Source organism: Marinifilum fragile JCM 15579 (genome assembly GCF_001310955.1).
Classification (GTDB): domain Bacteria; phylum Bacteroidota; class Bacteroidia; order Bacteroidales; family Marinifilaceae; genus Marinifilum; species Marinifilum fragile.
Genome location: NZ_BAZX01000003.1, coordinates 297,542 through 317,515, shown reverse-complemented (window position 1 = coordinate 317,515; position 19,974 = coordinate 297,542). Strand labels below are relative to the sequence as shown.

The following is a 19,974-nucleotide window of genomic DNA, read 5'->3' as shown; positions in this document are numbered from 1 at the left end:
CACATTATGTATAAGTAATGGCAGGCCAAGTGCTAAATATCAAGGTTTGTAGCCCGCTCAAATTGTGTAGCGGTTTGACAGGGATGAAGCTCGCAATCTGCCACTACTCTTACAATTTACCGTTGTAGCACATTTAAAAAGACCAATTGAGACATTTGACAACGATATTAACCTTTTTGACTTTATTGTCTTGTTCTTCGACTAAAAAACTGATGAATAAAGACATAATTGGTAAATATCAATGGAAAGGCATTTACGGTGTTGGTTCATCCATCGAATTGAAAAAAGACAAGACATTTGAATACAATTGGCAAACAGGTTTGGTTTGGGGAACTACATTTGGAACTTGGAAAAGAGAAGGAAAAAAGATCATTTTGAATAGTGAACTACAACCTTCACCTAGTGGAATTGAAGACTATGAAATTATCAAAACAGAAACCAATAGTTCCGATTCTATAACAATCAAAATTCTTAATCCTGAAAATGAACCTTTACCTTTTGCAGATTGCGTTTTAAAGAGCGATACGTCAATTGTAACAGGTACTTCAACAAATCTTCAAGGTGAAGCAAGATTCTCATTGACAAAAGCTGACAGCTTAATAGTTATGTTTGTCGGATATAAAACCATTCGACACAAATTGGACCATGAAGTAACTCGCTATGTATTCAAATTAGAAGAAGTAAATGAATTTTACGAGTATTTTACAAATGATACTTGGACGTACAAAAAAGATAGACTTTATGACCCATCAATAAAAAAAGGTAGGTACATTAAGAAAGAATATTACGAAAAAATGAAATAGAAAAACGTGCTACAACAACAGATCATAGCGCATGCCGCAGTTCGACTCGGCTGGATGCAGAAGTGAGAATTTGAACTAATAAACTATAAACAACAGCACAGCGGAAAGGCGGCACGGCATCATACCCGCGAAACGTTTACAAAACATTTGAACACAATTGAAAAAGATAGTATCAGCTGAATGGCTTCATAAAAACTTAAGCAATCCACAACTCATAATTCTTGACGCAAGTATTGAAACCAATGCGAGCGGAAAAGAGTTTGAGAAATTTGAACAGACAATTCCATTGGCTAGACGGTTTGACTTGAAAAATGTATTTCTTGATAAAACTTGTCCTTTTCCGAATACCATACCAAGACCACAGGAATTTGAACTTGAATGCAGAAAACTTGGAATTAATAATGATTCGGAAATTGTCGTTTTCGACAATAATGGAGTTTATTCGAGTCCAAGAGTTTGGTGGTTATTTAATGTGATGGGACACCAAAAAATATCCGTTTTGAATGGTGGCCTTCCAAATTGGATGAAACATGGATTTAGAACCGAAAAAGAGCACATTAAAACTTATGGAGTTGGCAATTTCGAAGTGAAATTTGACAAAACATTAATCGTTGATTTCGAACAAATGGTAAACAATACAATCCATAAAAAGTTTACAACAGTAGACGCAAGGTCGGAAAGCAGATTTAATGGAACGGGAAAAGAACCTAGAAAACATTTAAAAAGCGGTAAAATTAAAAACTCAATTAACATCCCATATCAAGATGTTTTACAAGACGGAAAGTATAAATCTAAAAGTGAGTTGAATAAACTTTTTGAAGAAAAATGCAAAGATGAAAAAGAGTTGGTTTTCAGTTGTGGTTCGGGAATCTCTGCCTGTATTGTGATGTTGGCTTGCCAAATAGGATATGCTAATAGCTTAAAAGTATATGACGGTTCCTGGACGGAATGGGCTGAACGGAACAATTTAAAAACCCTGGTGTAACAAGGTGTATCAGTAATAGCCTCCTGCTGGTGCGCGATTCTATCGCGTTGCATTTTCAAAATTGGACTATCCACAGAGGCTCTTGCCCTAGCCGAAAGAAACAAAAGGGAATGTTATAAGCATTCCCTCTTTATTTGTGTTTGTAAAATTTCTTTACGGATTCAGGGATATCTTTTGTAGCGGATATTCTTTCAAGTTTCGGCACACAAACCAAATGATTGCAGATAGTAAAAGAAGGAACATACCGAAAACTGTGGGGATGAAAGAGACCTTTAATCCACCAGCTATTATTTGTGGGGCAATACTAGGATAACCTGCCCTTTGGATGGAATCAAAAGCAGCCATAAGACCAATCATTTGTCCGCTGATCCCAATCAAGAATGCAAAACTGCCAAAAAACAAAATACCGTCGTTTGTTCTTTTAAGTTTTAGAGGGTTTTTAGTCCCACGGTACAAAATGATAAAACGAACTACCAGACTAATTACAATGATCCACATCAGGTAAACAAGAGACATAAAAACAGGGCCTCCTTCATAAAAGAATTTAATTATCATGATTTAAAATTTTAAAATTAGTAATGGAACAATAGTATATATTCATGATAAGCTTTAAAAACATATTATAGGAACAACATAAATGGCATCCTCAACAACAAATTTAAAACAATAAACTGCATTTTTGTTATTCAGGGTTCTTTTCGTGTTGTTGGCATAAAATAAGGATGTTATTTCATACCGAATCCATTTTCGTTTTATATTTGTTAGCTATGGCTAGCTACAAAAACATAAAATCAAATCTCAATGTCTTTCCTTTTTGGGAAATCTTATATTGGCTAATCGCTTCCTTATTTATGTTTTTTGTTTTCAGTAACAGGCAATACGATATTCAAATACGTACCAACTTATCCATCTTACTTTTAATTATAAGTTTTGCAAGTGCAAGGGTAACCAATAAAATTCTGATTCCTAAGTTTTTGTTTAAAGGGAAAAGAGGCTGGTTTCTGTATTTGCTCTTTTTCTTGCTTATCATATCCTTATGGCTGATCAGCATTGCCCTCTTTCTGATTACATTGTATAGCAGCATAGCCCTTCCCAATACCATTTTGCCTTCTCTCGAAGATGTTATTATTATTCTCACAGGCACTTATTCAATATCATTGCTGTCTTCTGTTTTTTATTTTACAAAAGAATCCTATCAATCGAAAGAAGAAAAATTAATAATTGAGAAGGAAAAGAACCTGCTCGAATTAAAATTCAAAGAAGTACAACTACAACTTCTTAAAGAGCAAATCCATCCTCATTTTATCTTCAACATGATGAATAACCTTTATGCCCTGGTAAATGAAAATCTTACTCTTTCAAGAGAAGTAATTGTTCGTTTATCGGATTTACTGGAATATATGCTGTACGAATGCAATACCGAGAAGGTAGAATTAAGCAAAGAAATTGAATTCATCAACAATTACATTGAGCTTGAAAAAATAAGACATGACGAAAGTTTTAATGTTACAACCGATTTTCCTGAGGATGTATCAGGGATAAAAATTGCTCCTTTAATTCTGTTTCCCTTTGTTGAAAACGCATTCAAGCACGGACTAAAACAAACCAACAAGGATTTTATTTCTATGAAATTAGAAGTTAGTTCTCCCAAAATACAATTCAGCATTAATAATTATAAGCATGATGCAACACTTGCGGCAGACAAAACGAAAAAGAGTAAAGGTTTAGGTCTCAAAAATGTGCAGGAAAGACTTGAACTCTTGTATCAAAAGAGATATGAATTACAAATATCAACAGAGAATAACATTTTTGATCTTACACTAAAAATTATACGATAATGCCCGGTAAAAAGAAATATACCTGTCTGATTATTGACGATGAGCCATTGGCCATAAAAGTGATACAGGAACATCTTGAAAATTTCGGTGATCAGATTGAATGTGTTGAAACCTACACGAAACCAATTGAAGCAATTCCACTTTTAAACCAGGGAGGTATTGATCTATTATTTTTAGATATTAATATGCCATCCATTTCCGGCATTGAATTTTTAAAAGCCATACCCAATCAGCTATGTAATCTTTACCACTGCTTACAGGGAATATGCTGTTGATGCTTTTGATCTTAACGCCCTTGATTACCTTGTAAAGCCGATCTCTACCGGAAGATTTTTAAAGGCAATCAACAAATTTCTTTCATTGGAACCAACACAACAAAGCAAGCCAAAAGAAATTATTCACATTAAGGCTGGTAAAAAGAATTACAATATTGCCACGGACAACATACTTTATATTGAAGGTGTGGATAACTACATCAAAATTAAAACGACAAGCAATAATCTCATCTGCTACGAATCATTATCCAGCATGGAAAAGGAATTGCCTGCAGGGGTGTTTATGCGTATCCACCGTTCTTTCATTATTAATATCAACCAAATTGACCACTACACATCGTCATACATTCAACTGGGTGACCGACAATTTACCATTGGCAGAAATTACAAAGAGCAAGTATTAAGACATCTTGAAACACAATAAGTTCTTTCGAAACTTACCAAAGAGCTAACAAACACCAGCCTTTAGCAACGCATAAGAATGCCATGTGCTTACCCACCTGCAAATCCCCTGTTGGTGGACAATTCCATCGCGTTCTATTTCTTAACCTTGAGAGAGAGTTTATGCTGTAACAAGATTTTATTTAAACAGAGAGTGAGAACCTATATCCAATTTTGAATTTTACAAAAGGAATGATTGGAAAGTGTAAGTTAAAAAATATGAGTATTTTGGTCTTAATGCTGGAAAAAGCATTTGTTCTAAATTCAGAATTATAAAAGCAGAGACTTATCGTATGGAATATTTGGGTTCTTGTTTGTGTAAAGGAATTAAATTTAAAATAATCGGTGATTTTGAGAGTTTTTATTTATGTCATTGCAGATATTGTAGAAAAGATACGGGGTCTGCTCATGCTGCCAACTTATTTTCGACAACAGCTACATTAGAATGGCTTAAGACTGAAACTGAAATTAAAGTTTTTCAACCACCCAAAAGCAATCACTTGAAAGCATTTTGCACAAATTGTGGCTCTGCTTTACCCAATCTGCAAATGGAGGGTAAACTTTTAGTGGTCCCTGCAGGTTGTTTGGATACTACATTAGAAAAACGACCTGATGGCCATATTTTTATTTCAAATAAAGCAAGCTGGGATGAGTCTTTGGAGGAAATAACTAAATTTGACCGTTTGCCTGAATAAATCAGAAACAGAGAAAAAACGAACATTGAAATGACAAGAGAGAATTTATTAAAGCAAATCGAGTTCATTAAAGAAATTGATAAAATCAAATACATTCAGAGAAGGACAAAATTGTTTCATAGCGACCGAAACGAAAATGATGCTGAACACAGTTGGCATCTTGCTATGATGGCAATTGTTTTAAGCGAATATTCTGATGTGAAAATTGATTTGTTGAAAGTCATAAAAATGGTATTGATACATGATATCGTAGAAATAGATGCTGGCGATACCTTTATATACGACCAGAATAAAAATCACGATAATACCGAAGAAGAGCTGAAAGCTGCCAAACGAATTTTTGGAATGCTACCTGAAAAACAAGCTGCAGAATTTATCGAAGTTTGGACCGAATTTGAAGATGGCATTTCTAATGAGGCAAAATTTGCCAAATCAATGGACAGACTTGAGCCTTTGTTACAGAATACATCCAATAATGGTGGAACATGGGAAGAATTTGGAGTAAAATATCAAACGGTTTACGAAAAGAAAAAAACAATCAAAAATGGTTCGACAGAACTATGGAATTATGCCGAAAAACTTCTTGAAGATAGTGTTGAAAAAGGCATTCTAAAGAAATAAATCCAGTTGCCTATTGCTGACGAACAATTCTATCATGTTCCATTTCCAAAATTGAATCTCTCAAGAGGATTTTCTCAGTATCGAGAGAAAGCCATATCAAGATACTGGCAAATTTTATTTGAGGGAATTATCAACTTCAAAGAACCAAAGTATGACAAAGAAAACACAACTAATCATCAGAATCGTATTGTTTGTGGGAACCATCACTTCCTTCTTCTTTGTTCCATGGTTATTGGTATGGGCTTGGATATTGCCCTTGCCAGATACGGTTCAGGGACAATTGGATAAAGCCATAGAACATGGCTTCGATGGCATGATTGTTTATGTGGATCAGGCAGGCAAAACACCTCAGTATTTTGCTTCGGGATGGCACGATAGAGAAGTTAAGATTCCTGCAAATCCACATGCATTATTTAAAATTGCCAGCATCAGTAAGCTATATGATGCTGTAGCTGTTACCAAACTGGTAAGCGATGGCCGTTTGTCGCTGGATAAAACCATAGCTGATTATTTGCCAGAGCTTGTAGGTAGAATTGAACATGCGGATAAAATTAGCCTTAGGTTAATGATACAACACAGAAGTGGCATTCCTAATTTTACAAATGCTCCGAATTTTTGGGCGGCTCCAACGCAGAGCTATGAAGAAAGTCTTGCATTGATTCTGGATATGCCAGCCAATTTTAAACCAGGTGAAGACTACGAATATTGCAATACAAACTACCTGCTCCTAAATAAAATCATGGACAATGTACTTGGGTATAGCAATTTCCTGTTCATTAAAGAAGAAGTGCTAAAACCTTTACACCTGCACAATACCTTTGCTTCGCTAAAAGAAGTAAATCTGGACGATGTGATGAGTGGTTATCATGTGGGACATCCTCTTGACTTAAAAGCGGACGAACATGGTATGTTGGCCACAGCTGAAGATGTGGGTACTTTCTTAAAGGCATTAAACGATGGATCGTTGTTTGATGAAGGGGAACAAGAAATTTATTCCTCTATTTACAAGTATGAACATTCGGGTTGGGTTCCCGGATACCAGAGTTTCGCCAAGTATCACAAAGAGATGGATGCGGTAGTAATTGAATTTTACAGCACCACAGATTCAAAATTGTACTTGTGGAATTTGTCAGAAATCATAAACAACCGAATCGTTAAAATTTTACGAAAAGAAAAAAACTAGCAAACCCTCGGCTAGCCGTTTATTCTTTTTTCTTCCCTATAAATCTGATTACGGAACTTTCACCCACATGGCCGAATCCTTCATTAAGCTGTACCAATTCCTTTTTCAATTCGATGATATCGTAATTGCTAAAATCGCGTTCAATTTCTTCAATGGAATACATCATATCTACATCTTGTGGCCCTCCCGCCTCAGGATTTATCTTATTAATCTCGCGATGTTCTTTGCTAAATGCTTCGAAAATAATATGTCCGCCTGGTTTTAAGTAGCTGTCCAGTCGTTTGTGCATTTCCGTTTTAATATTCGGATCGAAATGTACAAAGGTCATACAAATAACATCGAACTCCTCTCTTTCGTAGCTTTCCTCTAAAAAACTGCAAACTCTGTAGTCAATCTTCAGATTTTTCGAGCTTGCCAACTCATCGGCCTTTTCTTTTCCCTTAGCACTAAAATCAAATGCAAATACTTCCCAACCCAGTTGAGCGGCATACACTGAATTGCGTCCTTCACCCTCGGCAGGGAATAAGATCTTCCCCACTTCGAACATAGGTAGCTTCTCTTTTACAAATGCATTTGGTTCTTCCCCATAAGCAAATTGATCCTGACTATATCTTTCGTCCCAAAATTCTTTCATGCCTGCTAATTTATAAATATATCAGCAAAAGGATATGTTATTCAAGTCTAATTTGGAATACAATTGAAGGATTTAGATATAGGATGAGTTAAGGTTTCAATACAAGAAGAAGGATTGCCCCTTTATCAGGACAATCCCATTCTTTATTTAAATTTTCTTCCCAATATAGAACACATAACCGTAATACTCCTTGTATTTGTAATACAGTTGAGCTTCGTGACGTTGATTGGCAATAAATTCTTCAACGGCCTTATTCCCCTGGTTCTCCTTCAGAAATTTTTCATCAAGCTTTACTTGTGGCGCATAAAAATGTTCCGTCCAGCAATTTTCAGGTAGAATAAAACTAGCAACAGGAACATAACCTGCCTTCTGCATTTGTCCTACTTTATTTGCAATGGTATCTATACCGGGATAGGCATCCTGCCAAAATTCCTCTATCTCTGCCGGGCGCTCATCTGTGAACCATGACACCTCAGAAACAGCAACATAAGCACCTCTCTTTAAAAATCTCTTCCACTCTTGCAGACCTTTTTCAAATCCGATATTGTATATGGCTCCTTCCGACCAAATCAAATCCAATTCTTCATCCTGAAAAGAAAGATTATCCATTGATCCTACCACACCTTTAACTCTGTCATCAAGTTTGAGACTGGCAGCATTTTTATTGAATAAATCAATAAATCTGGGAAACAAGTCTACGCCTGTTACTTGCCCTTCTACATGCTGAGATAATATCATAGTTTGTCCGCCTGAACCACAACCGATATCTGCAATTTTTGATTCTTGTGTTAGGTTTTCAACAAAACTTAAGGCTTTTAAAGTAACCTCGGGACTTCCAGGCCCTTGGCGTTCCAAGTTTGAAAAATATTCGCAAAGTAAAGCGATATCGAACTCGTGAATTGATTTTATATCTTCACTCATAATGTTTAAAATTTAATTGTTGAATCATCGACAAGAAGAATTTACTTCTTTGTCGGATCATAAAATAATAATGTATAGACATGAAAATAACTCCGACATGGACATGTCTGAGTTTACTAAGGGATAAGTCTGACAGAACATCAGAGCTTATTTACGATACCAGATCCTTCTTAAATTTAAACATCAACAGGTTTTAGTTCGATTTAAAGGTAAGATATTTTTTAAAATCTGTAAGAGAATTACTAACTGAACTATAAATTCATTTTTTCAACTCCTTCCAGAACACCCAATTCTCGTATTGGCTATCGCCCATTTCGAAATAACATTTGCCTTTCTTCTCATAATTTTGATGCTGATAGAAAGTAATGGCTTGTTTATTTTCGTAATAAGCCGTTAGCCAAATGGCATCAGAACCCGATTTTAAGGTTTCCTCTTCGGCATGTTTAAGCATAAATTTGCCCAATCCCTTTCCTTGAAAATGTTGTGAAAGGTACAAAACGGATAATTCGGGTGCATTAATTTCTGGATTCGGACATAGGGTATCAAAATCCAATTGGTAACAACCAATTGTTCCTCCCTCTTTTTCTAGCAAAAAAATTTTCTTGTCAGGATTTTGAATGATATGCTCTGTCTTTTTCTGAGTAATTTCAGCTACAAGGTAATCGGCATATTCTCTTTCAATACCATCGGTAGCATAAGTATGAAGCCAAACCTGAAGCTTTAGCATTGTAACTTTGCTGGCATCTTCAAATTTGGCTTCATGTATATGAATCTTTTCAATCATCAATTTTATTGAACAAACTCCTTTAAATCCGAAGTTAGAATTTCCTCAATTTCCGAAAATTGATTCTTAGGAGTTTTGGTGTATAGCATTCCAAATATAGAATACATTTTATAATCAACTTTTCTCAGTTCCAATGGTTGAACAAATTTGGTCAACAAGGCATCATAATCGAATTTCGCAATCTCTTTCGAAGGAATTCCTGTTGAATTGTCCAAAATGATCAGGGAGTAAATTTCATCATCCATCTCCTCCAGTACTTGATTCCAATCTGGTTTGATATTTTTAAGGAAACAGTAATATGGATTCAGTTTACTAGCAAAATAGGTTAAGTCTGCCGTTGTACACCAGCCTCCAAATCGCATTGGATTTACTTCAATCGGAATCAATATTCCTTGCTTATCTACACGTACCTCAACATGCACCGGGAAGTTTTTCAGATTGGCTTCTTTTCCAAGCTGCTGAACAAATTGGGTAAATGGCTCAAGGTATTGCTTAATGGTTTCTTTGGATGTATAATAAACCCTGTCGCTTACATCGGTATCTGAAGAAAACAAATGCTTCGAAATCCCTAATACGGTAGCCTCTCCCACTTCATCGAAATAGGCATCAAAAGCAAACTCTTCCCCTTCAATAATTTCTTCAATCAGAAAACTAGAAGCATTTACCACCTCGATTGGAAAAAGGCTTTGAGCTTCGGTAAACTCATCTTTGATCAATTGTTTTACTCGTACCCAGTCTTCCTGATTCAACACCTTGTGAACTCCTAAACTTAAGAAACCAACAGCAGGCTTAATAATAAATGGCATTGGCAATTCTTCCAGTTTGATCTCATCCAACTCTTTCAAACCCACTTCTCGAAAGAAAAAGTTGGGATACATTTTCTGAATCAGCTTGCGAAACTCAACCTTATTCTTGAAAACATTAATGTATTCCGGCAATTTTGTAAAACCCAAATTCTTCACCACCCAGTTGATTGAATTTTCAGAATTGGTATACAACCTGCTATTGGAATCATTCTGAAAATTTTTAATAATTTCTTCAGGGCTTATCAAACTTAGTTCTCCATGTTCTGTGATGTTTCCAGTATCTAAGGCAGGAAAATCATATTTTACTATTGTTTCCTTTAAAAACTTGGAAACGTAAGGTTTATCCAATAATATCATTTGGCGTGTAGTGTTTGTTTTGTAGATATGATAATATCACAAAGCTACGAAGAAAGCATCAATTTTTAAATTTGCCACTTAATTTCCAGAATTTTTAGCATCCAATACAGCTTATTAATAATGATTGCTTAAATTTCAAAATTGAAATTATCACTAAAAATTACATTGTGAAAGACAAAATCCTCATCGCCTATTCTATTCCTCCTCAAGGACTTTTGGAGCTCGAAAAAGATTTTGATTTGATATATCCTGGTAAAGAATTATTTTCAACCGAAGAGTTAATTGAAAGAATCCCAGGCTGTGTCGCACTCTTGTCGATATTCAACAAAGAAATTCCCAAAGAGGTAATTGAAGCTGGCAAGCAATTGAAAATAATCAGCAATTACGGAGTAGGATTTAATAATATCGATATCAAAACGGCCAGTAAAAATGGAATTGTGGTTTGTAACACGCCAGAAGCCGTCTGCGAGCCAACAGCAGAACTTTGCCTGGCATTGATCTTGTCACTTTCCAGAGGTATTGCAAAGTGTCATCATGGACTAAAAACCAATCCCGATTTTGAATGGGGAGTCATGAAAAACCTGGGAACCGGATTGCATGGTAAAACTCTTGGTATTGTTGGGATGGGTAAGATTGGAAAATCCGTTGCCAAAAAAGCAGAAGCTTTTGGTATGAGAGTAGTGTATTACAATCGCAACAAAATAGACAATTCAGCATATCAATACCTTAGTTTTAACGATTTACTGGAACAGTCGGATGTGGTTTCCTTGAATTGCCCGTTAACCGATGAAACACATCACCTAATTGAGGAGAAGGAGTTGGAGCTAATGAAAGATACTGCATTGCTCATTAATACGGCACGAGGACCAGTGGTGAACGAACAGGAGCTTGTTGATGCACTAAAAAAGAACACAATAGCGGGTGCTGCTTTGGATGTGTTTGAAAACGAACCGAAAATTCATCCGGAACTATTACAAATGGATAATGTAGTTGTAGTTCCGCATATTGGTACCGCAAGCATTGATGCACGAATAGCAATGGGCAAAGAGGCCAGCGAAAATATCATTTCCTTTTTAATTGATGGAAAAGAAAAAAACAGAGTAAATTAGAATTAAAATCATTTACAAACAGATGTTATTAGCCATTGACATAGGAAACTCCAATGTGGTTTGTGGTTTGTCAGACAACAACCAATGGACTGAACAATTTAGGATTCATACGGTTGCCAACAAAACTGCAGATGAGTACGAGGTTATATACAGAACATTACTTTCCAGCCGAAACATTAAACTCGAACAGGTTGATAAGATTGTAATGAGTAGTGTGGTTCCTTCACTAATTCTGCCCATTCGGGAAATGATCAAAAAACTATTCGGAAAAGAACCTTTGGTGATTGGACCCGAACTATATCCGAAATTAAATATCGGAATCAAAAATCCTTATGAGATAGGAACCGATTTGGTGGCAAATGCAGTTGCAGCTCACAACAAATACAAAGGCAATTGTATTGTTGTTGATTTTGGTACAGCACTTACTTTTACTGCTATAAAAGCTGATGGCAACCTACTTGGCGTGAGCATTGCTCCTGGTTTAAAAACCGCAATGGCATCCCTATCTCAGAATACTGCAAAGCTTCCCAATGTTGACATTGCAGTTCCTCCATCCTGTATTGGTAAAAATACCACACATGCACTGCAAGCAGGAATTGTAATGGGGTATAAAGGTTTGGTTGAATATCTTTTGAAGGAAATTAAATCAGAATTAGAAGGTGAAACAAGGGTGATTGCAACTGGTGGTCTATCGAAAGTTATGCTTCCGGTTATTGATTGTTTTGATCACCATGAACCTGATTTGACTCTTGATGGCTTAAAAATAATCGGAAATCAATTTTATAAGCAATAACAATGAAAAGTGATCAGTAAACAGTTAGCAAATCTACAAATTGCGATTTTTCAACTGATAATTGTTTACTGGTAATTGCTCACTGATAACTGATAAAAGTATAACATGGCAATAGAAATAGAAAGAAAATTCCTGGTAAATCATGATTTGCTCCCTCTTCCCAATGATGGAAAAAAGTTGATTCAAGGGTACATCTGGAGCGATCCGCAGAAGAGTTTACGCATTAGAATTGCTGGCGAAAAAGCTTTTCTTACGATAAAATCGGGAAATGACATCTTAAAAAGAAGCGAATTTGAGTATGAGATTCCTTTGGCAGATGCTCAGGAACTGCTTGATTTGTGTGATGCCAAAATAGAGAAAACCCGATACCTGATTCCTATGAATCAACACACCTGGGAAGTAGATGTATTCCATGGCGACAACCAGGGCTTAATTGTTGCTGAAGTTGAACTGGCATCTTCCGAAGAGCAAATCAAACTTCCTGAATGGATTGATCAGGAAGTGACCAATGATCCGAAATATTTGAATGTTTCTTTAATTGAAAATCCTTTCATCAAGTGGTGAAACCAACAAGTTAGAAAACTGTCTTGCAGGAGTAATTTCCGGTCTTACGGCCTTGTAGATGCACTCCTGTATTTTGGTTCTGACGTCCATTTCCATCAATTTCACATTAGTTTCATCAGGGCAAATTCGGTTCGATAAAAAGATGTATACCAAATCATAATCCGGATCAATCCAAATCATGGTTCCCGTAAAACCTGTATGCCCATAACTTGACAATGAAGCCAAATTACTGGTTGGTCCATTTTCATCGGTAGGATCTAAAAATGGTTTATCAAAGCCTATTCCCCTTCTGTTTTCTCCATCAGGATAGGCTCGCGAAGTAAATTTCTCGATGGTTTCCGATCCAATGTACATTTCGCTGCCATATTCTCCCTTTTGCAAATACATTTGAGCCAGTTTGGCCAAATCGCTGGCATTGCCAAACATGCCGGCATGACCTGCCACACCTCCAAGCATTGCGGATGTAGGATCGTGCACATATCCTTTTATCCATTGCTTTCTAAAGAAATCATCTTTTTGAGTTGGTACAATTCGATTTAAGCTAAATCTTCTTTGAGGGTGATAACCCAAAGTTCCCGCTCCCAATTGGCGATAGAAATGACGACTTGCATAACTATCTACAGGCTCTCCTGATCTTTCCTGTATCATTTCTCCCATCAGGATAAATCCCAAATCACTGTACTTGTAACCATTCTTCTCGCGATAATCCGAATCTAAAATTCCTTGCAGTATGGTATCCTTGTAATTCTTATTGATATAGAGATTTTTGGCTACTTCAATCGGGTAAGTTTCCGACTTTACCTTGGATAAAATTCCTTTCTTGAATTTATAATTTCTATCAATGTATAGGTTCTTTCCAAGTTTTAAACTGTATCTCCTGGAATAGGTTCTGCTAAAGAGATTATCCTTAAAACTTGCAGAATCAACAGCTTCCCAATGAAACGGTTTCCAGCTTAACAAACGAGCTTCGTGTGCAAGTATCTTTCTTAAAATCAGGCTGTCTTTGTTTGATTCCTTAGCCTTTGAATAGTATTTGCCAATATTGGCATCAACATCAATCCAGCCTTCATCAGTCATTTGCATTAACACGGGCAAAGTTGCCGTAATTTTGGTTAGGGAAGCCAAATCGTAAATATCAGGGTTTCGAACAGGTCTTTTCCTTGCGTAAGTATGATATCCATATGATTTATTGAATACTACTTTCCCTGATCGGGCAATCAGAATCTGGCATCCGGGAGTTGCTTTTTGTTTGATGGCATCCTCTGCAATTGAATCAATTACATTCAGTTTTAAGGTACTCAATCCCACCTGCTCAGGCAATGAATATCCTAAGCGATTGTGAATGGTTTCAACTCCAGCACCTACCCTAAAATCATCATTTACCGTTACCGGAAGTTTTCCTTTTGCAGCCAATCCTCCAAAAACAATTTGGGCAGAAGCCATTTGCGCCTCTTTGCTATCCTGATAGGAAACCAAAATGGCATCCAAATCATTTAAATTTCGATATCGATCCAAAGCATAGGGATTGCCAAATAGATCAAAAACAACTTTTTTATTGGCAGATATTTCTGACAACAATTGCACTGTTTGATCTGTAATTCCAAAGTTTTTGGATGGACGTTGATCCGTATCGTGCATACTTACGATTAACAGGTTGTATTTGTCGAGTTTCTCCTTTAAAATCTCGAAATGCTCTTTCGAAGCATCCTTTTCAATCTGGTAAAAATCAATATCGGTATATCTTCCCAAATACTCCTGATATCTATTCCGAATAGAAGCTCCCATGGCAATAGAGGCTACCTTCAAGGTATCCAAACGTTTCAATGGCAATAGGTTTCTATCATTCTTCAGCAGTGTGATGGATTGTTCTGCCAGTTGCCTGCGCAATATAAATCCCTCCTGTGTATTCAGGCCAGACCAAAGTCTTTCCGTGTCAACTGGCTTATAATTGTTAAGTCCAAGCCAATACTTGGCCTTCAGAATTTTCTTACATTTCTCATTGATTTCATCCCTGCTTAGCTCACCTTTTTCAATTGCAGCTTTAATTTCCTTTAAAGAAATTTCCACATCCTCAGTAAAAAGCAAAACATCATTCCCAGCCGTTAAAGCTTTAACATCAACTTTTCCTTTGTCGTAGTATTTGCGAACTCCCTGCATGTTTAAGGCATCGGTAAACACCAAACCTTTAAACCCCAACTCATCCTTAAGCAAATCGGAAACAATAGGTCGCGATAAAGTTGCCACCTTCTGATTTGGATCCAAAGCAGGAACATTCAAATGAGAAATCATTATGCCTCCCAATCCCTGGGCAATCACTTTTTTAAAGGGATAAAGTTCAATGGAATCCAATCTCGCACGATTGTGATTCAAAATTGGAAGATCAACATGAGAATCAGTATCCGTATCGCCATGCCCAGGAAAGTGTTTTCCAACCGCAATTACACCAGAACTCTGCATTCCATTGGCAAAGGCATAGGATTTGTTGGCCACATTGTATCGGTCTTCACCAAAAGATCTGCTGTTAATAACAGGATTGGCAGGGTTATTATTCACATCCATCACTGGTGCAAAATTCACATGTACACCCAATCGCTTGCATTCCTTACCAATTTGTTTTCCCAATCGGTATATCAACTCATTATCCTGAACCGCACCTAACATGAGCTGTCGAGGATAACTAATGGTTTCTTTCAACCTCATCCCCAAGCCATTTTCTGCATCCATGCCAAGCCACATTGGTACTTTCGATAAGCTTTGATACCAATTGCTCAATTCGGCTTGCTTGCCTGGTTCGCCGTGAAAAAAGATAATTCCACCAATCTGATATTGATCTACTATTGCGGCAATTCGCTCCATTTCCTTTTTGCTTTTATTAGAATAAGCTGCAATCATGAACAATTGAGAGATTTTTTCATCCTCACTCATGGTAGAAAAAATGGAATCAGCCCAATGGTTAGATCTATTTAATTGATCGACCAACAGATACTGATCCTGCACATAGTTTTGAGCCGCTAAAGAAAAAGCAAGCAAATAGAAAAAAAGTAGTATTAATATCCTTTTCGGAGAAAATATATAAAGCATAGAAAATTCGTTAAATCAATTCACAACGGGGTATAACAAAATTATAAAACCCCCATGAATAAAGAGAATGATTGATCACTAAAAAAAATGAATTTGTAAATTTTTTGAATGCAAAAAGAGGGCCAATAAAAAAGGGGCACCGCCCCTTCTCAATTACTTACAACTAAAATCATATTAAAAACTTGAATCTAGGATCGAACCAAGTGAAATATGCGAAACTAAAATCGGGATGTTTTATCCCTGATTCAGAAGTAAATTTATTTTACTCAACGCTAAAAAACAAGTGTCAAGTTTGCCAAGTTTGATAAATTGAGCATAATATTAATCTCGCCTCACAAAGGCTATTAAGCTATAAATCAAGAAGAATCAAGTAGGAATAAGCTTTATCTGGTGGTAACTATTTGATTTGTCTTTCAAAATAACTACTTTAAGACTAGCCATTGTAAGTAATTAACCCCTAAAAAACAATCACCATGAAAAAGATATTCTGCACCTTCATTTTGCTTTCCACAGTAATCATTTCTATTGCTCAAAATCATGCGGAAAAAGAACTTAGCATAGATGATCAAACAGCACTAAAGTTGACTGCAACTGTTCAAGTATCTCCTGACAATTATAATCATCTTAAGAATTGGGTTATTTCAACCGAAGCTGTTGAGTTGGAAATGATCAACGAAAAATCCGGGGAAGCCAGACTTAAAGGAAATAGTTTAATTTATTTGAGCCAGACTCCATCAACTTTTCAAACCAGGATGTACTACACTCTAAGCTTGAAAGAACAAAACAATCAGCTGCAAATTGAAATTAAAGATGTGTACTACGTTTCCTTGCCTGTATATGGAAAACAGGGAACGGCTTCTATAATCTCCTATCCTTCTGATTGGTTCTCCAAAGAGAAGCTTTATAAGAAATCAGGAAAAGAGCGTTATCTGAATTCAATGGTAAAACAAAATACCATTTCGAAAATGAATGAGCTGATGGATTCAGCTTTGGCTTTTATGAATTAGAAGTTTCACGCAAAAACATATAAAGAAAAACGCAAAGGTGAATAATTCATCTTTGCGTTCTTCGTATTTTATACTTTCTCAATCATTATTTCCCAAAAAAGTACAGCTCTCTTTTCGGGCATTGGAAGGTCAAGCTGGTTAGACGCAGAAAAATTTTAGAAAGACGGGGAAGCTGAGAACTTGTTCGGAGATCACCCCGCCGCACTTAAATTTTTCAAGTATAAGTAGTTTGAGCTTACTCGCCCTAGATTTTTTGCATCCTTTTTCATCAATGGAACCGACCGAAGGGAGCTCATGAATTCCTTTTTAAAAAATCATTTGATGAATAAAAAGGATGAGCCCTGCGGCTTGAGCAGTCTAACAAAAAAGACATTCCTAAATTATTCCCTTAATAATTTAACAGCTTCCTTGATCTCCTCAATCGCACTAATAATTTCCTCTTCACTGGTATATTTCCCAACCGATAAGCGCAGAGTTCCCATGGCATATTCGAATGGAACATTCATGGCATCAAGTGTTGCTGAAATTTTTACTGCATCGGAATGACAGGCAGCTCCTGCTGAAGCCGCAATATTTGGCATATTGGCAAGAATATCTGCTGCTCTCAGATCCTTAAAGGAAATACTCAAGGTATTTGGCAAAGAGAATTCAGGATTTCCATTGATTCTGCAGTCCCCTAACGCTTCCAAACCTTCTCGCAATAGGCAAATTAAATTTCTCTCTCTTTCCATTCTGCTTTCCGGATCGATCATTGCCAATTCGGCTGCTTTGCCCAAACCTACAACTTCCAGAATATTCTCCGTTCCAGCTCTGCGGTTCATTTCATGATCGGCACCATGAATTAGCTTTTGCAGCTCCACACCTTCACGAACATACAAAGCTCCAATCCCTTTGGGACCATAGAATTTATGTCCTGCTACAGTCAGCAAGTCAAGGCCTAATTCTTTCACATTCACGGGTACTTTTCCAACCGCCTGGGCACAATCGCTATGCACTGCAATATTGTGCTTTTTCGCCAGAGCGGATATCTCTTTCAGTGGCTGCAAAGTTCCCACCTCGTTATTGGCATACATCACCGATATCAAAATTGTATCAGGACGAATGGCTTCTTCCACATCCTTAAGTCTTATCCTTCCTGTTTCGTCAACAGGCAAATAGCTTACCTCGAATCCCTCCTGCTCCAAGTATTTACAAACCTCAATAATGGCAGGATGCTCAATCTTCGTGGTGATAATATGTCTGCCCCTATCCTTGTTCTGGAAAGCATATCCCTTTAATGCATAATTGTTCGATTCGCTCCCTCCACTGGTAAACACAATCTCCTCACACTTGCAGTTCAACAGTTTCGCCATATGCTCACGAGCCTGCTCCACTGCCTTCTTGGTTTGCTGTCCATACCAATGTGAACTTGATGGATTTCCAAAATATTCAAATAAATAAGGCTGCATGGCTTCTGCAACCTCTTTTGCTACCGGTGTGGTGGCGTTATAGTCTAGATATATCATTTTTGTTGTGATTTTTTATTGAGGTGTTTTGTTACGGTTAGTGTTTTTTACTTTTAACAAATATTTTCCATCATTCTTATTCAGCATATTTTTGGTTGATAAATCTTCTAAGTGAGCAATCAATTGATTCTCTGTAATATTATTCGTTATTCTATTCAACAACTGATTAACTGTAAATTCATTATCCTTGAATATTTCAGAAATAATAAGCAATAAACTTGATTGCACTTCCATTGCTGTACTATAAAAGAATTCTTCTGGTATAACTCCAAAAGTAACTTCTTGCTTTTTCATCCTATAAAACTTGACACTTGGATTTTGAGATTTAATAATCGAACAAATTATTTCAATATCGCTTTGATTTGCTCTAATTCCAAAATAAATGGCTTTTAACGAATGAGCAGGATAGAAGTAACTCTTATTTGATTCTTTATGAAAAATCCTTAATTCTTCTTCATATTTCCAATCAATAGACTTGAATGAGAGAAGCTTCTCTATAAAATCTAATTCATCTTTCTCGTTGTATAATAAGTCTAAATTAATGTCAGGAATTTCAGATTCATAAGTAACTTCAAAAGTTTTGGAAAATGGCTTTATATTTGAATCAAATTCAAGACAAAATCCTTGATGGTTATCCGCATAATGTGACCACATTAATAAATTAGAGTTGTTTTTGGAAAAACAACACACTCCAATCTTTGAAAAAGACTCTTGCCTAATATTTTGAAGTGTTTGCAGAATTGATTCTTGAATTTTTAATTTTATTGCAGAAAAAAAACTACCAATATTTTCAACGAAGTTAGAATTCAATTCTTCAATATTGCTGAGTTGTTCTAAAAAATCGCTTTTGTTTTTAAAAATTTGATTCCCGCTTTCGTCATTGAAATCAAAAATGTAATCTATATGTTCTTCACAAAAATTATAGAAATCCTGTTTTGATATATTCTTATTTATTATGCCCAATAAAGCCTTTTTATCAAATTCACGTTTACTATAATCACAATAAAGATCTACGAATTTCTGGTCACTTAATCCTTTTATTTTGGCAGGATGAAAAGTATCAAAAGGATCATTGAAATTTAAAGGATTATTGAAAAATATCTGATTCTTCTGAAGGTTTCTAAGAGAGTATGAGTTTATTGGTGAATATTTAAACATTTTTCAAAAAATTAGTATTCAATTTGTATTAGTCACAACGTAGAAAAAAACTCGATTGTATTTATTTCTATTATATCTATTCAAAAGCGTATGTTTATCTAACTAATATTGATAGGTATTATACACATATTATGTTTCTGCCTGTGAATTTACAAAACAATCCTCCACAAGAGAAACATTCCCCTTAATATTTTACACTCAATTATAGCATCTACTACCGATCTAGATCTATGATATAGATTTTACATTACCAATTGACGAGAGTTCATTTTTGTCTAAAAATTGGCTTTGCACACTGACGAGAGATCTTTTTTGTGGCGAATTCGCTATTGCACATTGACGAGAGCATTTTTTTGTGCCAAAACTGCCTTTACATTTTATCGAGAGTTAATTTTTGTCCCAAAATTGGCTTTA

At 36.1% G+C, this 19,974-nt stretch carries 20 protein-coding genes; 12 read left to right on the top strand and 8 right to left on the bottom strand.

The window, feature by feature from the left end; translation table 11 throughout:
• Positions 1-212: 212 nt before the first annotated feature.
• Both JCM15579_RS04630 and JCM15579_RS04625 read left to right on the top strand, forming a co-directional pair.
• Positions 213-803: a peptidase associated/transthyretin-like domain-containing protein gene (locus tag JCM15579_RS04630; RefSeq protein WP_054716391.1), complete on the top strand. Its 591-nt coding sequence runs from the start codon at positions 213-215 to the stop codon at positions 801-803.
• 157 nt (positions 804-960) lie between these two features.
• The gene (locus tag JCM15579_RS04625) at positions 961-1,788 is read left to right on the top strand and encodes a sulfurtransferase (protein ID WP_054716388.1); all 828 of its coding nucleotides are present in this window, start codon (positions 961-963) and stop codon (positions 1,786-1,788) included.
• 153 nt (positions 1,789-1,941) lie between these two features.
• On the opposite strand, the gene JCM15579_RS04620 is transcribed toward JCM15579_RS04625, so the two are convergent.
• Positions 1,942-2,343 carry a MotA/TolQ/ExbB proton channel family protein gene (locus tag JCM15579_RS04620; RefSeq protein WP_054716385.1) on the bottom strand — a complete coding sequence of 134 codons (402 nt, stop codon included), beginning with the start codon at positions 2,341-2,343 and terminating at the stop codon, positions 1,942-1,944.
• Between the two features lie 296 nt (positions 2,344-2,639).
• Between JCM15579_RS04620 and JCM15579_RS04615 the strand changes: the two genes are divergently transcribed.
• The 6 genes from JCM15579_RS04615 (at position 2,640) to JCM15579_RS04590 (ending at position 6,841) form a co-directional block, all read left to right on the top strand.
• Positions 2,640-3,626, top strand: a complete 987-nt coding sequence (locus JCM15579_RS04615) for a sensor histidine kinase (protein WP_172677361.1) — start codon at positions 2,640-2,642, stop codon at positions 3,624-3,626.
• Positions 3,626-3,901 (top strand): LytR/AlgR family response regulator transcription factor, encoded by a 276-nt coding sequence (locus JCM15579_RS04610; RefSeq protein WP_054716379.1) that lies wholly within the window; start codon positions 3,626-3,628, stop codon positions 3,899-3,901. The genes JCM15579_RS04615 and JCM15579_RS04610 overlap by 1 nt, the downstream gene beginning before the upstream one ends.
• Before the next feature lie 85 nt (positions 3,902-3,986).
• A complete protein-coding gene (locus JCM15579_RS04605; protein ID WP_054716376.1) occupies positions 3,987-4,325 on the top strand; it encodes a LytR/AlgR family response regulator transcription factor in 339 nt (112 codons plus the stop codon).
• Between the two features lie 310 nt (positions 4,326-4,635).
• Positions 4,636-5,037: a GFA family protein gene (locus tag JCM15579_RS04600; protein ID WP_054716373.1), complete on the top strand. Its 402-nt coding sequence runs from the start codon at positions 4,636-4,638 to the stop codon at positions 5,035-5,037.
• Positions 5,038-5,067: 30 nt separating this feature from the next.
• On the top strand, positions 5,068-5,658 hold the full coding sequence (locus tag JCM15579_RS04595) for an HD domain-containing protein (RefSeq protein WP_054716370.1): 591 nt from the start codon (positions 5,068-5,070) through the stop codon (positions 5,656-5,658).
• A gap of 151 nt (positions 5,659-5,809) precedes the next feature.
• Positions 5,810-6,841, top strand: a complete 1,032-nt coding sequence (locus tag JCM15579_RS04590; RefSeq protein ID WP_054716367.1) for a serine hydrolase domain-containing protein — start codon at positions 5,810-5,812, stop codon at positions 6,839-6,841.
• Between the two features lie 19 nt (positions 6,842-6,860).
• On the opposite strand, the gene JCM15579_RS04585 is transcribed toward JCM15579_RS04590, so the two are convergent.
• The 4 genes from JCM15579_RS04585 to JCM15579_RS04570 form a co-directional block, all read right to left on the bottom strand.
• Positions 6,861-7,475 (bottom strand): class I SAM-dependent methyltransferase, encoded by a 615-nt coding sequence (locus tag JCM15579_RS04585; RefSeq protein ID WP_054716365.1) that lies wholly within the window; start codon positions 7,473-7,475, stop codon positions 6,861-6,863.
• Positions 7,476-7,622: 147 nt separating this feature from the next.
• Positions 7,623-8,396: a class I SAM-dependent methyltransferase gene (locus tag JCM15579_RS04580; protein ID WP_054716362.1), complete on the bottom strand. Its 774-nt coding sequence runs from the start codon at positions 8,394-8,396 to the stop codon at positions 7,623-7,625.
• 259 nt (positions 8,397-8,655) lie between these two features.
• Entirely contained in the window at positions 8,656-9,180 is a 525-nt protein-coding gene (locus JCM15579_RS04575; protein WP_054716359.1) for a GNAT family N-acetyltransferase, read from the bottom strand.
• A gap of 5 nt (positions 9,181-9,185) precedes the next feature.
• Entirely contained in the window at positions 9,186-10,343 is a 1,158-nt protein-coding gene (locus JCM15579_RS04570) for an ATP-grasp domain-containing protein (protein ID WP_054716356.1), read from the bottom strand.
• A gap of 167 nt (positions 10,344-10,510) precedes the next feature.
• On the opposite strand from JCM15579_RS04570, the gene JCM15579_RS04565 reads away from it, so the two are divergent.
• From JCM15579_RS04565 to JCM15579_RS04555, 3 genes are all read left to right on the top strand, one after another.
• Positions 10,511-11,452 carry an NAD(P)-dependent oxidoreductase gene (locus tag JCM15579_RS04565; RefSeq protein WP_054716353.1) on the top strand — a complete coding sequence of 314 codons (942 nt, stop codon included), beginning with the start codon at positions 10,511-10,513 and terminating at the stop codon, positions 11,450-11,452.
• 22 nt (positions 11,453-11,474) lie between these two features.
• The gene (locus JCM15579_RS04560) at positions 11,475-12,245 is read left to right on the top strand and encodes a type III pantothenate kinase (protein ID WP_054716351.1); all 771 of its coding nucleotides are present in this window, start codon (positions 11,475-11,477) and stop codon (positions 12,243-12,245) included.
• A gap of 105 nt (positions 12,246-12,350) precedes the next feature.
• Complete coding sequence (locus tag JCM15579_RS04555; protein WP_054716348.1) at positions 12,351-12,809, top strand: CYTH domain-containing protein; 459 nt, start codon at positions 12,351-12,353, stop codon at positions 12,807-12,809.
• Here JCM15579_RS04555 and JCM15579_RS04550 read toward each other — a convergent pair.
• Positions 12,780-15,890 (bottom strand): serine hydrolase domain-containing protein, encoded by a 3,111-nt coding sequence (locus JCM15579_RS04550; RefSeq protein WP_083464527.1) that lies wholly within the window; start codon positions 15,888-15,890, stop codon positions 12,780-12,782. The genes JCM15579_RS04555 and JCM15579_RS04550 overlap by 30 nt on opposite strands.
• 473 nt (positions 15,891-16,363) lie before the next feature.
• Here JCM15579_RS04550 and JCM15579_RS04545 point away from each other — a divergent pair, with 473 nt between their 5' ends.
• Complete coding sequence (locus JCM15579_RS04545; RefSeq protein ID WP_054716342.1) at positions 16,364-16,897, top strand: hypothetical protein; 534 nt, start codon at positions 16,364-16,366, stop codon at positions 16,895-16,897.
• Positions 16,898-17,277: 380 nt separating this feature from the next.
• Here JCM15579_RS04545 and JCM15579_RS04540 read toward each other — a convergent pair whose 3' ends face one another.
• Complete coding sequence (locus JCM15579_RS04540) at positions 17,278-18,402, bottom strand: cysteine desulfurase family protein (protein ID WP_054716338.1); 1,125 nt, start codon at positions 18,400-18,402, stop codon at positions 17,278-17,280.
• Between the two features lie 15 nt (positions 18,403-18,417).
• Entirely contained in the window at positions 18,418-19,560 is a 1,143-nt protein-coding gene (locus tag JCM15579_RS04535) for a DUF2971 domain-containing protein (RefSeq protein WP_054716335.1), read from the bottom strand.
• Between the last annotated feature and the right edge of the window lie 414 nt (positions 19,561-19,974).